Origin of the sequence: Mesorhizobium sp. M0243, from assembly GCF_040321775.1 — a bacterium.
Lineage (GTDB): Bacteria > Pseudomonadota > Alphaproteobacteria > Rhizobiales > Rhizobiaceae > Mesorhizobium.
This window is the reverse complement of the sequence record NZ_JAMYSF010000005.1, coordinates 226,249-240,781: the sequence shown is the minus strand read 5'-3', so window position 1 is coordinate 240,781 and position 14,533 is coordinate 226,249. Positions and strand designations below refer to the sequence as shown.

Here is a 14,533-nt window from a genome sequence, read left to right as displayed (position 1 = left end):
TGCCGACACCGCCGAGCTGTCGTCAGCTCTTTTGTCAAGCTGAGTGCGGGGCCCTATGGCCAACGGCGCCGTCGTTGACAGCGGCGGCGGCATGCGTCCACTATTTCGCGGCACGGGAGGATCGTGAAAACAATGGCGGAAGTGTCCCTGGTCCTGATGGACCGGCTGCTGGCGATATCGCGGGCGCTTGCCGGCCATATCGATCCCGGCACGGCGTTCCGCGCGACCGCCATCGAGATCGGCTCGCTCATTCCGCACGACCACATGGATCTGGCGGTGCTGTCGCATGACGGGCGCCGGCACGCCTGTTACGAAGCCGGCTTCCACACCAGCTGGAGCGAGCTTGCCCAGCATCCGCTGCCGACCGAAGTCAGCCCGATCCGCTCGGTGCTGTGGGGCGAAGTCCCCTATCTGCTCGCCGACGACGCGTTGAGCGACGAGCGGTTCCATTTCGCCACCGCTATCGACGGCCCGATCTTCGCCGCCAGGCTGCGCAGCCGCATCGTCGTGCCGCTCAGGGCGCGGGGCGGCATCATCGGCGCGCTCAACATCAGCCGGCACGAGGTCGACTGCTACACGCTTGCCGATGTCGCGGTCGCCCAGCAATGCGCCGACCTGATCGCGCCCTACATCTTCGCGCTGATCCAGACTGAGGAGGCGCGCCGCGCCATGCTGGCCGAGAGCGAGGCGCGCAACCGCGTCGAGCTGCTGCGCGTCGGCGCCTCGCAATTGACCGAAGGCATGGAGCGCGAACGCCGGCGCATGGCCATGGACCTGCATGACCAGACGCTTGCCGATCTCGCCCGCATCGCGCGCCAGCTTTCGGCGCTTCGCGGCCAGGGCGTGGCGCGGGCGGCACAGCTTGCCGATCTCGAAAAGGAGGTCGCCGGCTGCCTGACGGAACTGCGCCACATCGTCGACGACATGCGGCCGAGTGTGCTCGAACTGTTCGGCCTGCGCGACGCGGTCGAGGCGCATCTCAACCGCAGCGTCGCCAGGGCCAAGCCGCCGATCGCCGTGCGCATCGCCGACACCAGCGGCGGTGGCGCCGACAGCCTGTCCGAGCCAGTGCGGACCGCGCTCTACCGGATCGTGCAGGAAGCGATCAACAATGCCGTGCGCCATGCCGCGCCGCACCGCATCGACGTGCTGCTGGCGTCGACCGCGAGCGTGCTGCGGGTGATCGTGACGGATGACGGCCAGGGCTGCGGCGCTGTTGATCCGGCCGCGTATGGCGGCATCGGCCATATGCACACGCGGGCAGCCCTTATCGGGGCGCGGCTGCGTATCGGCCAGGCCGGCCGCAAGAACGGCGGCACCCGTGTCGTCGTCGAGATCGACCGCCAGCCGTCGCGAGACCTGGCGGCGGCTGCAGCGGTTCCTGGCGAGCTCGCCGTATCGGAGGCCATGTGATGCTTGTGATGATAGCCGAGAATGACGGGCTGCACCGTAGCTTCGCGCGGCGAACGGTGGAGCAGTTGTGGCCCGGCGACGTCGAGGTCATCGAAGCGAGTGACGGCGAGGACGCCATCAACCTGGCGGCCGAACGCGAGCCACTGCATGTCGTGCTCGATTTGCAGATGCCGAAGGCGACGGGAATCGAAGTTGCCAAGGCGATCTGGAACCGTCGCGCCGGCACGCACATCCTGTTCTGGTCGAATTTCGCCGACGAAGCCTATGTGCGCGGCGTGGCGCGCATCGTGCCGCCGGGCTCGGTCTATGGCTATGTGCTCAAATCGGCGACGGAGGAGGGCATGCGGTCCGCCCTGCGCGGGGTTTTCCGCGAAGGCCACTGCATCATCGACCGCGAGATCCGCGGCATCCAGCACCGCGTGCAGGACAAGTTCGAGGGCATCACCGACGGCGAATATGAGAGCCTGATCGACATCGCGCTCGGCCTGACCGACCGGGCGATCGCGGCGCGGCGCGGCCTGTCGATCCGTGGTGCGCAGAGCCGCATCAAGCACTGCTACGACAAGCTCGGCATCGTGCCGGCGGAGGACGGTGCCGGCGATGCTTCCGTGTTCAACTCGCGGACGCGGGCGATCTATCTCGCCATGGCGCGCGGCCTGATCAACATCGACGCACTGCGCCGCGAACAGGACCGGCTCGATGCCTGGCTGGCGGAGCACTGAAACAGCGGCGGCCACGCCCCGGAACTTCGGAAGGTCCGGCGCATTGCTAGTGAACGCCAACTCGATGCCTGCGGACCCGAAGTGCGACCCTCAATCACAGATTCATGGCACCTGGTGCGTGAAAGCATAGTCGGCTTCATCAACGATAATGCGCTTAGTCATGGTGCGGCGATGGCTTTCTATGCCACCACCTCGCTGGCGCCGATCTTGCTGATCGTGGTTGCGATTGCTGGACTCGTCTTCGGCCACGATGCCGCACAATTGGCCTTGTCCGCGCAGATATCAGGGCTGATGGGACCGGAAAGCGCCGATCTCCTGAAGACTGCGCTGGAAAGTGCATCCGACAGTCTGTACGGCACCTGGGCCGCGATCATAGGGCTGGTCACCTTGCTGGTGGCCGCGTCTGGTGTCTTCGGCGAAATGCAGCAGTCGTTGAACACAATCTGGAAGATCGAACCGCAAGGCAACTCCCTGTCGCGTCTGGTGCGGGCGCGGGCCGCCAGTCTGGGGTTGGTGGCCGCACTCGGGTTCCTGTTGCTGGTCTCTCTCATCGCAAGCGCCGCGATTTCGGCACTGGGCGCTTTCATCAACGCCTATCTGCCGTTCGGAACGATCATACTCAGCGGGATCAATGGCGTCGTTTCGTTTGCGCTTATCTCCGTGATGTTTGCCGCCATTTACAAGGTTTTACCCGATCGAACTTTGGAATGGCGCGATGTGGCAATTGGCGCTGTCGGGACCGCGGCCCTGTTCACATTGGGAAAATCGCTTATCGGCTGGTACATCGGCACCAGCGCGATTGCGTCTTCGTATGGCGCCGCCGGCGGCCTCCTCGTCATATTGCTCTGGGTTTACTACTCGTCGGAAATTTTCCTCCTCGGTGCCGAGTTCACGCGCGCCTATTCCGTTCGGCACGGCAGCCGGTCCGATCTGAACACCTTGGTTCACAGCCCTCAACCCACGCAGCAAGACCCATTTCGCGCAGGGCAAAAATCCAACGCTGCCGGCGTGGTCGTGCTTGTGGCGGTGGCTTGCGCGAGCGCAACCTTGACCGCGCTTTTGCGGCGTGTTCGCCGGCCCTGATCTGGCGTCGCCCTATTCTATGCTCGATAGGCAGGGCCGACTGTGCAAACGCACAGTCAGCCCTGCGCTTTGACCCGTATCGGCTCGTCGGGACCGCGCCTACGCTCTACTCCAACAAGAAGACTGTATCGGGAAGCGCTCATGCCATTCGTCACCATGCGGAGTAGCACGGCTGTTCGCGCCGGGAGCCGATGATGTCGGTGTCGGCGCGTGCGCGCCATTCCGGCTTCGACGACGTCGTCGGCGATGCGACCATTGAGACGCTGGCGAGCGGCTTCGGCTTCCTCGAAGGGCCGGTCTGGCACCCCTACGAAAAATGGCTGGTCTTCTCCGACATTCCGGAAAGCCGGATGTATCGCCGCAATGCCGAGGGCGAGATCGAGCTGTTCCGCGCGCCGAGCCACAAGGCCAATGGCAACACGCTGGACCGCCAGGGGCGGCTGGTCACCTGCGAGCATGCGACGAGCCGGGTGACCCGCGCCGAGCCCAACGGCAGCGCGACGGTGCTTGCCACGCACCATCAGGGCAAGCAGCTCAACAGCCCGAACGACATCGTCGTCGCCACCGGCGGATCTATCTACTTCACCGATCCGGGCTATGGCCGGAAGGAATTCTATGGCGTGCCACGCCCGCAGGACCTGCCGTTCCAGGGCGTCTACCGCATCGATGGCGACGGCGCCCGGCTGACATTGCTGGCCGACGATTTCGGGCAGCCGAACGGGCTGTGCTTTTCGCTGGACGAGTCGCGGCTGTTCATCAACGACACCGAACGCGGGCACATCAGGGTGTTCGGCGTGGAAGCCAATGGCGACCTCAATGGCGGCGCGGTGTGGGCAGTGACCGAGGGCGAGGGGCCGGGAGCGCCCGACGGCATGAAGATCGACAGCCGCGGCAATCTTTACTGCACCGGTCCCGGCGGCATCCACATTTTCGACGCGTCGGGCGCCATTCTTGGCGTCATCCGGACGCTGGAAGATTGCGCGAATTTCACCTTCGGTGACGACGATCTGCAAAGCCTCTACATCACGGCGTCGACGTCGCTGTACCGGCTCAGGGTGCGCGTGCCGGGATTGAGACTGTTTTGAGCTCGCGACAATCCGTGCTCAAATCAGAGTTGAGGCCGGGGTCAAAGCCGGTGGGAATGCAGCAGTCAACACATCTGGGAGGATAACGACATGAAGAAACTGTTCGTTCTGGGCGCTCTGGCGGCAATGCTCGCCTCGGGCACGGCGCTGGCCGACACCAGTGGCAAGAAAATCGCTTTTTCCAACAATTATGCCGGCAATTCCTGGCGGCAGGCGATGCTCGACAGCTATGGCATCGTCACCAAGAAGGCGGTCGCCGACAAGATCGTCGGCGCGGCCGACATCTTCACCACCGCCGACAAGGAGGTGCCGACGCAGGCAGCACAGGTGCAGAACCTGATCCTGCAGGGCTATGACGCAATCGTCATCAACGCCGCCTCGCCGGATGCGCTCAACGGCGCCATCAAGCAGGCCTGCGATGCCGGCATCGTCGTCGTCTCCTTCGACGGCACGGTGACCGAGCCTTGCGCCTACCGCGTCGTCGTCGACTTCAAGGACATGGGCAAGCAGGAAATCGAGCAGATGGCCAAATTCCAGCCCAAGGGCGGCAATCTTCTGGAAATCCGTGGGCTTGCCGGGACCTCGATCGACGATGCCATCCATGCCGGCATCCTCGAAGGCGTCGCCGCCCATCCCGAGTTCAAGATCGTGGGTTCGGTGACCGGCGACTGGGACCAGACGACGGCGCAAAAGGCGGTGGCGACCATCCTGCCGTCGCTGCCCGACATCGTCGGCGTCGTCGACCAGGGCGGTGACGGTTACGGTGCGGCCCAGGCCTTCGCCGCCGCCGGCAAGCCGCGTCCGACCATCATCATGGGCAACCGCCAGGACGAGCTGCAGTGGTGGAAGGAACAGAAGGACAAGGACGGCTACCAGACCTGGTCGGCCTCGATCGCGCCCGGCGTCTCGTCGCTCGCCTTCTGGGTGGCGCAGCAGGTGCTCGACGGCCGCACCGACATTCCGCACGATCTGCTGGTGCCGTACCTGGCCTTCACACAGGACGATTTCGAGGCCGAGCTGCCGAAGATCCCCAAGGGCGGCGTCGCCAGCCACGAATACACGCAGGAAGACGCGATCGCGGCCATTAAAGCCAACATCAAGTGAGCATAACGGCAGCGTTGCCGTCCGTATCGCCGAGCGGATATCGTTGAGCATGCCTGAAGGGAACGCTGACATCATCAGACTGAACGGCGCCGAAAAGCATTTCGGCGCCGTTCGCGCACTGGGCGGCGTCGATTTTCACGTCGGTCCCGGCGAGTGCGTCGGTCTCGTCGGCCATAATGGCGCCGGCAAATCGACGCTGATGCATATGGTGGCGGGCACGCTGGTGCCCGACAGCGGGCAGATCGGCGTGCATGGCGACACCGAGGACAATTACTCGGTGGCACGGGCGCAGCAACTCGGCATACGCTGCGTGTTCCAGGAATTGTCGCTGTGCCCCAATCTCAGTGTCGCCGAGAACACGCGCATCAACCATGCTTCGCTGCGCGGGGTTGGCTGGCGGCGCAAGGCCGCCGAGCTGATCGCCGCCAAGCTCGACGAGATCTTTCCGGGTCACAGCATTTCGGCGTCGGACATCGTCGGCGACCTGTCGATCGGCCGGCGCCAGATGGTCGAGGTGGCGCGCGCCTTCACCGCCACTCAGGACCGGCTCGACCTCGTCATCCTCGATGAGCCGACCTCGTCGCTCGACGCGCATACGGCGGGCCAATTGCTGGCCTTCGTGCGCCGCTTCGTTGCCGGCGGTAAAAGCTGCATCCTGATCTCGCATGTGCTGGGCGAGGTGCTGCGCAACGCCGACCGCATCGTGGTGATGCGCGACGGCAAGGTGGTTGTCGCCGACGCCGCCAGCGCCTTCGACCGCGACCGGCTGGTGACGGCGATGGGCGGCGCGGAAGCGCGCCAGAAGATCGCGGCGCAAATCGCGGCTGCCAAGCCCGCCGCCAGTCCACTGCGGGTCCGGGCGCGGCCCACTGCGCAGAAGGACGGCACCGACCTTGTCGCCTGTGCCGGGGAGATCATCGGCCTTGCCGGGCTGGCGGGACATGGCCAGACCGATCTGCTGCTGGCGATCTTCAGCGCGGCGTCGCGCGCCCGGACCGGTATCGAGGTGACGGCACCTGTGGCGCTGGTCGCCGGAGACCGTCAGTCGGACGGCATTTTTCCGCAATGGTCGATTGCTGAGAACATCGGCATCCGCTCGCTGGCGCGGCTGCGCAGCGGGCTGTTGATCTCGCCGCAGCGCGAGGCCGAGCTTGCTGCATTTTGGCAGAAGAAGATCGGCATCCGCACGCCTGATATGAACAACAACATCTTTTCACTGTCGGGCGGCAACCAGCAGAAGGCGCTGTTTGCGCGTGCGCTCGGCTCGGACGCGCAGATCGTACTGATGGACGACCCGATGCGCGGCGTCGATATCGGCACCAAGCTGGAGGTCTATGATCTCGTGCGCGAAGAGGCTGCCCGAGGCCGCACCTTCCTCTGGTACACCACGGAAACCGAAGAGCTCGACAATTGCGATCACATCTATGTCTTCAAGAACGGCCGCATCGTCGCCAATCTGCGCCGCGACGAGTTGACCGAAGAGAAGATCATCCAGTCCTCCTTCGGCGACGCGGCCTGAGATGACGACCGCCAGCCTCGACACCGCCGCCGGGACATCCGCCGAACGTGGCGCGCTGGCCCGTGCCCGCCTGCTGCGCGGGCTGCTGCCGGCGCTGTCGCTGGCGCTGGTGCTGCTCGCCATCGCCTGGCTCAACCCGCGCGCCATCAGCTATTTCGGCTTCAGCCTGATGCTGAACCTGGCAATCCCGATCGCGCTGGCGACGATCGCGCAGATGTTCGTCATTGCCGGCAATGAGCTCGACCTGTCGATCGGCACCTTCGTCGGCTTCGTCGGCTGCGTCACGGCGACCTGGCTGAAGGACGCGCCGCTCATCGGTGCCGTCATCCTGCTCGGGTCGATTGGCGTCTATGCGCTGCTCGGCGCGCTGATCCATCTGCGCAATTTGCCTTCCATCGTGGTGACGCTCGGCATGAGCTTCGTCTGGCAGGGCCTCGCCATTCTCGTTTTGCCCAAACCCGGCGGCAAGGCGCCGGACTGGCTGCTCGGGCTGATGGCGTTCAAGCCGCCTTTCGTGCCGTTCCCGATCATTGCCGCGCTGCTCATCGGCCTCATCGTCCATTTCGGCCTGATGCGCACCTCCTATGGCGTGATCTTGCGCGGCTCCGGCGGCAATCCGGCGGCACTCGGGCGCGCCGGCTGGTCGCTGCTCAAGACCAAGATCGTGCTGTTTGCGCTCGCGGGTCTGTTCGGCGTGCTGTCCGGCATGGCGCTGATCGGCATCACCACCTCGGCCGATGCCAATATCGGCAATGGCTACACGCTGCTGGCGATCGCCGGCGTCATCCTCGGCGGCGGCGAATTCGTCGGCGGCCGGGTATCGCCGATAGGTGCTGTGATCGGCGCGCTGACGCTGGCGCTGGCCGCATCGCCATTGCTCACCTTCATGCACATCCCGCCCGACTGGCAGGTGGCCGCCAACGGCGCCATCCTGATCATCGTGCTGGCGGCGCGGGTGCTGATCAGCCGCAAGGAGAGGTGAGCGATGACATCGGTGAAATCGCTGCTCACCAAACCCTGGATCTGGTCGTTCATTGGCGCGCTTCTGGTGTGGCTGGCGACGATCGCCTTCACCGGCGGTTATGGCGCCGGCGGCATGGTCACTGCGGCCCTGTCGCTTGCGGTGTTCACCGTCATTGTCGGCGTCGGCCAGATGTTCGTCATCACGCTGGGTCCGGGCAATGTCGACCTGTCGCTGCCGGCCAATATCGGCCTTGCCAGCGCCGTCGCGATGAAAGTGATGGACGGCAACGATTCCATGATCGCGGTCGGGCTGCTGGCGGCGCTTGCCTGCGGGGCGGCGATCGGCGCCGCCAACTATCTGCTGATCTGGGCGCTGCGCATCCCGCCGATCATCGCCACTTTGTCGGCCAGCTTCATCATCCAGTCGATCGACATCAGCTACGGACGCGGCTTGCAGATCAAGCCGCCGCCGGGCTTCGCCGATTTCGCCAACCGGCAGGTGCTGGGCATTCCGGTGCTGGCGATCCTCACCGTGCTGTTCACCATCGGTGCGGCCGTCGCCCTGCAGCGTATGATCTATGGCCGCTCGGTGCTGGCGATCGGCCAGAACATTCGGGCGGCGTGGCTCGCCGGCGTCAATGTCGGCCGCATCCGCTTCCTCACCTACACGCTGTCGGGCGCGCTCGGCGGCATCGACGGTGCGCTGCTCGCCGGTTATTTCCGGGGCGCCAATGTCGATATCGGCAATGAATATCTGCTGGCCTCGATCGCCGTCGTGGTCATCGGCGGCACGTCGGTCGCCGGCGGCAAGGCCAATGTGCCTGGCGTGTGGGGCGCGGCGCTGTTCCTGGTGCTGCTTTTGACCATGCTCAACACGTTTGGGGTGAGTGCCGGGGTGCGATTGCTGCTCACGGGGCTGATCATTGTCGGGGTGATCACGGCGGCGGGCGGGCAGAAGGCGCCGCGGTAGCGGGAGCAGACGCCGACGCTGGCGGGACAGCACCCCCCTCTGGCCTGCCGGCCATCTCCCCCGCAAGGAGGGAGATCGGCAGCTTCGCCGTTTCGTCCGCCTTTCAACGTTGAAAATTGGGAAGGCCGTCGTGACGTCCGATCTCCCCCCTTGCGGGGGAGATGCCCGGCAGGGCAGAGGGGGTGTGAAGGATCTCTACTTCGGCGATGATGGCAGCCGGGCACCTCGAGCCGCTAATCATTGTGCCAGGCCTCCCTCTGGTTTCCATCCACGTCATAGCGCTGTAAATCCAATCGCGCGGCTGCAGGCCGTTCACCATTGTCCGGAGGTTTGCGTGTCCGATTTTGTGAAGGTCAGCCGCGACGGCGACGTCGCCGTCGTCACTATCGACAACCCGCCGGTCAACGCGCTGAGCTTTCATGTCCGCGAACCGCTGATGCAGGCGCTGGTTGAGCTGCGGGATGATGCTTCGGTTGCCGCCATCGTCATTGCATGCGCCGGCCGGACCTTTGTCGCCGGCGCCGACATCACCGAATTCGGCAAGCCGATGCAGCAGCCCGAGCTGCGCGCCATCGTGGCGACGCTGGAGACCATCGCCAAGCCGACGGTCGCCGCCATCCACGGCACCGCGCTCGGCGGCGGGCTGGAGCTGGCGCTCGGCTGCCATTTCCGCGTCGCCGATGCCGGCGCCAAGCTCGGCCTGCCGGAGGTCAAGCTCGGCCTGCTGCCGGGCGGTGGCGGCACGGTGCGGTTGCCGCGCCTGGTCGGCGCGCTGAAGGCCTTGAAGATGGTCGTTTCCGGTTCACCGGTCGGTGCGACCGAGGCGCATGCCGCCGGTCTCGTCGACGCCGTCTTTGAAGGCGATCTGGCCACCCATGCCGTGAACTTTGCCAGGGAAATAGCCCGCAAGGGTGGTCCCTTCACGTCGGTGCGCGATCGCAATGAGGGGCTTAAGGAGACCGACCTCGCGGCTTTCGACGCCGAGGCTGCGGATCTTGCCAGGAAAGCGCGCGGGCTCGAGGCGCCGATCGCCTGTGCGCTGTCGGTGCGCAATGCCGTCACACTGCCCTTCGACGCGGCGCTGGCGGCGGAGCGTGCGCTGTTCGTCAAACTGGTCGCCGGCGACCAGTCGCGAGCGCAGCGGCATTTGTTCTTCGCCGAACGTGAGGCGGCAAAGCTTGCGGGCAAGGACACCGTCAAGCGCCGGATCGCCCGCGTCGGCGTCATCGGTGCCGGCACGATGGGCGGCGGCATCGCCATGGCTTTCGCCAATGGCGGCTATCCCGTAACCTTGCTGGAAACCAGCCACGAGGCCCTGCAGCGCGGCCTGGCGACGATCGACAGGAACTACTCGGTGTCCGTCACGCGCGGTTCGCTAAGCGAAGTCGCCAAGCGCGAGCGGCTCGCCCAGTTCAAGGGCTCCACCGACTATGCCGATCTCGCCGATTGCGACCTGATCGTCGAGGCGGTGTTCGAAGACATGGCGGTCAAGAAGGAGGTGTTCGGCAAGCTCGATGCCGTGGCCAAACCGGGCGCGATCCTCGCCACCAACACCTCCTATCTCGACATCAACGAAATCGCCGCCTCGACCTCGCGGCCGCAGGATGTGCTCGGCCTGCATTTCTTCTCGCCGGCCAATGTCATGAAGCTCTTGGAGATCGTGCGCGCCGACAAGACCGCGCCCGATGCGCTTGCGACCGTCGTCGACCTAGCGCGGCGGATCGGCAAGGTGGCCGTTGTGGTTGGCGTCTGCCACGGCTTCGTCGGCAACCGCATGCTGGCCGCGCGCGGCTCGGAATCGGAAGCGCTTCTTCTGGAAGGCGCGACGCCCAGCCAGATCGACCAGGTCTTCACCGATTTCGGCTGGCCGATGGGGCCTTTCCAGATGGGCGATCTCGCCGGTCTCGACATTGGCTGGCGCAACCGCAAGGCGCGTGGCCTGTCGGCCGTGATCGCCGACACGCTGTGCGAACAAGGACGTTTCGGCCAGAAGACCGGCCGGGGGTTCTATCTCTACGAGAACGGTTCGCGTACCCCGGCCCCGGATCCGGAGGTCGAGGTGCTGATCCGCGACAAGGCCGCCGAGAGGGGCATCGCGCCGCGCGCGATCAGTGCGGAAGAAATCATCGAGCGCACGCTTTACCCCCTGATCAACGAGGGCGCCAAGATCCTGGAGGAAGGCATAGCGGCCCGTGCGTCCGACATCGATGTCGTCTGGGTCAATGGCTACGGCTTTCCCATGGGCAAGGGCGGACCGCTGTTCTGGGCTGGCCTTGAAGGCCCGGGCAAGATTATCGAGCGGCTCGAGTACTGGCATCAGCGGACGGGCAAGGATGTGTTCAAGCCAGCGCCGTTGCTGAAGCGGATGGCCGAGACCGGATCGTGGGAAGCCGGCGCAACAGCCTGATCAAACGGCGGACTGAGGGGTGGTAGGAATTATCGTATCCGCGCGTCGATGATCTCGACGAAACGTGCGAACAGGCCGGCCTGCGACTTGATCTTGAGCTTGCGGTAGATGTTGCGGCGATGGACCTTCACGGTTCCCGGCACGATGCGCATGGCCCTGGCGATCGATTCCGTCGAATGCCCCTGCAGCACCAGGTCGACGACATGTTTTTCGCGCGGCGTCAGCGACAGGCTCTGCCAGATGTGGGCGCGGTCGAACTCGTTGACCGGAGTAGTCGTCTCGTCCTGCTGCGCCTCTGCCGGTTCGTCGGCCGGAAGGGCGGGCCAGCGCAGCCTGGCGAAGCTGATCACCGCCGGCGCCATGTCGCGAAGCAATCTGGCATCGGCGGTGCCGAACGGGCCTGAGGCGCGCAGCCGCATCAGTGAGAGCACCAGCGCATCCTTGCCCGGCAGCGGCACGAAGAAGCCGACCTCCTCGGCCAGCCTGGTCTGGCTATAGTAGGAGCGGAAATACTCGCTGGCATAGAAACGGTCCGGCGCCAGTTCGCGCATGCGCCAGAATCCTTCCTTGCGCTCGACCGCAGCGTGGTGGAACGGGTCGAGCAGATAGGGTCCCTCCTGATAGAGCGCGACGAAGACGTGGCTTTCGGCCGGCGAGAAGGTTTCGAACAGCAGCGGCGGGCGCGCCGCGCCGCGATAGCCGAAGACCACGCAGTGGTCGAAGCTGACATGGAGCCGCAGCCAATCGACCAGCGCATTGCCGAACAGGTCGCCGCTGGTCTCCCGCGTCGCCGCGACGAGCGTGGCGAGCTGGCTGTATTCGTCGCTGCGGGACAATCTATACCCCCTTAAACGAGAAAATAGATCAGATATACCACCTGAGAGGTATATACTAGCCGCCATTGGCTCTGGTAGCGTCCCGATATTGCCCTGTCGCTGGAGCCTACAGCCTTGACCGCAGTGCCAGACATCGAGTTTCGCGGCGTCACCAAGCGCTATGGCGCGGTGACCGCGGTCAGCGGCATCGATCTCGCTGTCCCGCCCTCCGCCTTTGTCGCGTTGCTCGGGCCGTCCGGCTGCGGCAAGACCACCTGCCTGCGCATGATCGGCGGCTTCGAACAGCCGAGCGAAGGCCGGGTGTTCATTCGCGGCCAGGACATGGCCGGCACGCCGCCCTACCGGCGGCCGGTCAACATGGTGTTCCAGCAATACGCGCTGTTTCCGCATCTCGATGTCGAGGACAATGTCGCCTACGGGCTACGCCAGGCGCGGCCAAGGCTATCGTCACACGAGATCGCCTCAAGGGCGGGCGAAGCGCTCGAAATGGTGCGGCTCGCCGGCTATGGCCGCCGCAAGATCCACGAGCTGTCCGGCGGCCAGCAGCAGCGTGTGGCGCTTGCCCGTGCGCTGGTCAACAAGCCGGCCGTGCTGTTGCTCGACGAGCCACTGGCGGCGCTAGACAAGAAGCTCCGCACCGATATGCAGATCGAGCTGCAGAACCTGCAGCGCGAGATCGGCATCACCTTCGTGCTGGTCACGCACGACCAGGAGGAAGCGCTGTCGATGAGCGATTTCGTCTGCGTCATGAATGGCGGCCGCATCGTCCAGCTCGGACAGCCAAGCGAGATCTATGACGAACCGGCCGATTTGTTCGTCGCCGATTTCGTCGGCAAGACCAATCTCTTGAGCGGTACCGTCGCCGGACATTCGGGCGATCTGGTGGAGGTGGCGCTTGCAGACGGCACCGTCATTGCAGCGCGCAAACGAACCGCCCTGCAGCAAGGCGAGGCCGTTTCGGTCAGCCTGCGTCCTGAATCGCTCAGTCTCGGCGCTCAGACAGGCGGCCCATTCAAAGGCGTCGTCCGCAACCGGATCTTCCTGGGCTCGACGGCGGAATACGCGATCGAGGTCCAGGGCATCGGAACGCTGCTGGCCAAGGCCGATCACCTGATCGGCCACGGCAATCTCTTCAAGCCGGGTGAACCCGTCGCCATCGGCTTTGCCTCCGGAACGCCGCTGGCGTTTGCGGAGACCAAGAACAACGGGGCCAACCAGAGGGTAGATAAACATGTCGAAATCATATCGTGACGGACTGCCGATAAGCCCTGAAAACTTCGTCGACCAGCTGATGCGCCTCAAGCGCGGCTCGATCGGCCGCCGCGACTTTCTTGGCCTCACCGGCCTTGGGATTGCGACGGCGGTGATGGCGCGCGAGATCGGCATCATGCCGACACCAGCCTTTGCCGCGGAAAGCCTTGGCGACCGCATGTCGATCGCCACCTGGCCGAACTATCATGACCCGGCGACCTTCGAGAACTTCAAGAAGGACACCGGCGTTGCCGTCGAGGTCAACGTGTTCGGCTCCAACGAGGAGATGCTGGCCAAGCTGCAGGCGGGCGCCTCGGGCTGGAGCCTTTTCGTGCCGACCAACTACACGATCTCGACTTACAAGAAACTCGGCATCATCGAGCCGCTGGAGATGGCGAAACTGCCGAATTTCGATGGCTCGCAGGAGGATCCGCGGTTTACCGGGGAAGGCACGATCGAAGGGGTGACCTATGCGGTGCCGAAGAACTGGGGCACCACCGGCTTTGCCGTCAACACCAAGAAGCTGACCAAGCCGATGACCAGCTGGAAGGAGTTCTGGGACACTGCCATGGCGGAAGGCGACAGCCGCACCATGGTGCATGACTACCAGCTGACCACGATCGGCAATGCGCTGAAATATTACGGCTACTCGTTCAACTCGCTCAAGCAGGACGAACTGGCCAAGGCGGAGGAACTGCTGCTGAAGGTCAAGCCGCATCTGTTCGCGGTCTCCTCCGACTACCAGCCGGGCATGCGCGCCGGCGACGCCTGGATGACGATGTGCTGGACGAACGATGGCGCGCAGCTGCATCGCGACATTCCGGAGATCGCCTATGTGCTGGGCAAGGAAGGCGGCGAGATCTGGACCGATTTCTACGCCATTCCGAAGGATGCGCCGAACAAGCCGGCCGGCTACGCCCTGCTCAACTATCTGATGAATCCGCAGGTGGCGGTGAAGGAGCACCTGGCCAATGGTGCGCCGTCCACCGATGCGCGGGTCAACAAGCTGCTGCCCAAGGAAGTGCTCGACAATCCGATCCTCTATCCGGCGGCCGACCTGTTGACGCCGCTGGAATTCGGCGCGGCGGCAACGCTGACGGATCCCGGCCGCGCCGAATTGATGGCGCGCTTCAAGTCGGCCTGAGCGACGGCCTCGAATTCTTTTCGGATAAGTTGACCG

Annotated in this window: 12 protein-coding genes; 11 read left to right on the top strand and 1 reads right to left on the bottom strand. The window is 64.8% G+C overall.

Features of this window, described 5'->3' with window-relative positions; translation table 11 throughout:
- Positions 1 to 132 precede the first annotated feature (132 nt).
- The 9 genes from NKJ11_RS09140 to NKJ11_RS09100 all read left to right on the top strand — a co-directional run bounded on the left by NKJ11_RS09140 (position 133) and on the right by NKJ11_RS09100 (position 11,266).
- The gene (locus NKJ11_RS09140; RefSeq protein ID WP_352793112.1) at positions 133 to 1,413 is read left to right on the top strand and encodes a sensor histidine kinase; all 1,281 of its coding nucleotides are present in this window, start codon (positions 133 to 135) and stop codon (positions 1,411 to 1,413) included.
- A complete protein-coding gene (locus NKJ11_RS09135) occupies positions 1,413 to 2,135 on the top strand; it encodes a response regulator transcription factor (RefSeq protein ID WP_127318792.1) in 723 nt (240 codons plus the stop codon). The genes NKJ11_RS09140 and NKJ11_RS09135 overlap by 1 nt, the downstream gene beginning before the upstream one ends.
- 81 nt (positions 2,136 to 2,216) lie before the next feature.
- Complete coding sequence (locus NKJ11_RS09130; RefSeq protein WP_502905789.1) at positions 2,217 to 3,218, top strand: YihY/virulence factor BrkB family protein; 1,002 nt, start codon at positions 2,217 to 2,219, stop codon at positions 3,216 to 3,218.
- Between the two features lie 194 nt (positions 3,219 to 3,412).
- On the top strand, positions 3,413 to 4,303 hold the full coding sequence (locus NKJ11_RS09125) for an SMP-30/gluconolactonase/LRE family protein (RefSeq protein WP_352793111.1): 891 nt from the start codon (positions 3,413 to 3,415) through the stop codon (positions 4,301 to 4,303).
- Positions 4,304 to 4,393: 90 nt separating this feature from the next.
- Positions 4,394 to 5,407 (top strand): ABC transporter substrate-binding protein, encoded by a 1,014-nt coding sequence (locus tag NKJ11_RS09120; RefSeq protein ID WP_023811211.1) that lies wholly within the window; start codon positions 4,394 to 4,396, stop codon positions 5,405 to 5,407.
- A gap of 49 nt (positions 5,408 to 5,456) precedes the next feature.
- Complete coding sequence (locus tag NKJ11_RS09115; protein ID WP_352793110.1) at positions 5,457 to 6,926, top strand: sugar ABC transporter ATP-binding protein; 1,470 nt, start codon at positions 5,457 to 5,459, stop codon at positions 6,924 to 6,926.
- 1 nt (position 6,927) lies between these two features.
- The gene (locus tag NKJ11_RS09110) at positions 6,928 to 7,908 is read left to right on the top strand and encodes an ABC transporter permease (protein ID WP_352750671.1); all 981 of its coding nucleotides are present in this window, start codon (positions 6,928 to 6,930) and stop codon (positions 7,906 to 7,908) included.
- Between the two features lie 3 nt (positions 7,909 to 7,911).
- Complete coding sequence (locus NKJ11_RS09105) at positions 7,912 to 8,859, top strand: ABC transporter permease (RefSeq protein WP_023811208.1); 948 nt, start codon at positions 7,912 to 7,914, stop codon at positions 8,857 to 8,859.
- A 334-nt stretch (positions 8,860 to 9,193) separates the two neighbouring features.
- The gene (locus tag NKJ11_RS09100; RefSeq protein ID WP_128304133.1) at positions 9,194 to 11,266 is read left to right on the top strand and encodes a 3-hydroxyacyl-CoA dehydrogenase NAD-binding domain-containing protein; all 2,073 of its coding nucleotides are present in this window, start codon (positions 9,194 to 9,196) and stop codon (positions 11,264 to 11,266) included.
- A gap of 29 nt (positions 11,267 to 11,295) precedes the next feature.
- Here the strand turns inward: NKJ11_RS09100 and NKJ11_RS09095 are convergent, their stop codons facing one another.
- Entirely contained in the window at positions 11,296 to 12,102 is an 807-nt protein-coding gene (locus tag NKJ11_RS09095) for a response regulator transcription factor (RefSeq protein ID WP_127270019.1), read from the bottom strand.
- Between the two features lie 114 nt (positions 12,103 to 12,216).
- Between NKJ11_RS09095 and NKJ11_RS09090 the strand changes: the two genes are divergently transcribed.
- On the top strand, positions 12,217 to 13,353 hold the full coding sequence (locus NKJ11_RS09090; RefSeq protein WP_352793108.1) for an ABC transporter ATP-binding protein: 1,137 nt from the start codon (positions 12,217 to 12,219) through the stop codon (positions 13,351 to 13,353).
- Positions 13,334 to 14,497 (top strand): ABC transporter substrate-binding protein, encoded by a 1,164-nt coding sequence (locus NKJ11_RS09085; RefSeq protein WP_023811205.1) that lies wholly within the window; start codon positions 13,334 to 13,336, stop codon positions 14,495 to 14,497. Before NKJ11_RS09090 ends, NKJ11_RS09085 begins: the two co-directional genes overlap by 20 nt.
- Positions 14,498 to 14,533: the final 36 nt, after the last annotated feature.

Excerpts from the sequence above, each read along its gene's own strand:
- NKJ11_RS09140 (WP_352793112.1), top strand. The coding sequence starts at position 133 with ATGGCGGAAGTGTCCCTGGTCCTGATGGACCGGCTGCTGGCGATATCG.
- NKJ11_RS09120 (WP_023811211.1), top strand. The coding sequence starts at position 4,394 with ATGAAGAAACTGTTCGTTCTGGGCGCTCTGGCGGCAATGCTCGCCTCG.
- NKJ11_RS09115 (WP_352793110.1), top strand. The coding sequence starts at position 5,457 with ATGCCTGAAGGGAACGCTGACATCATCAGACTGAACGGCGCCGAAAAG.
- NKJ11_RS09125 (WP_352793111.1), top strand. The coding sequence starts at position 3,413 with ATGTCGGTGTCGGCGCGTGCGCGCCATTCCGGCTTCGACGACGTCGTC.
- NKJ11_RS09085 (WP_023811205.1), top strand. The coding sequence starts at position 13,334 with ATGTCGAAATCATATCGTGACGGACTGCCGATAAGCCCTGAAAACTTC.
- NKJ11_RS09135 (WP_127318792.1), top strand. The coding sequence starts at position 1,413 with ATGCTTGTGATGATAGCCGAGAATGACGGGCTGCACCGTAGCTTCGCG.
- NKJ11_RS09105 (WP_023811208.1), top strand. The coding sequence starts at position 7,912 with ATGACATCGGTGAAATCGCTGCTCACCAAACCCTGGATCTGGTCGTTC.
- NKJ11_RS09110 (WP_352750671.1), top strand. The coding sequence starts at position 6,928 with ATGACGACCGCCAGCCTCGACACCGCCGCCGGGACATCCGCCGAACGT.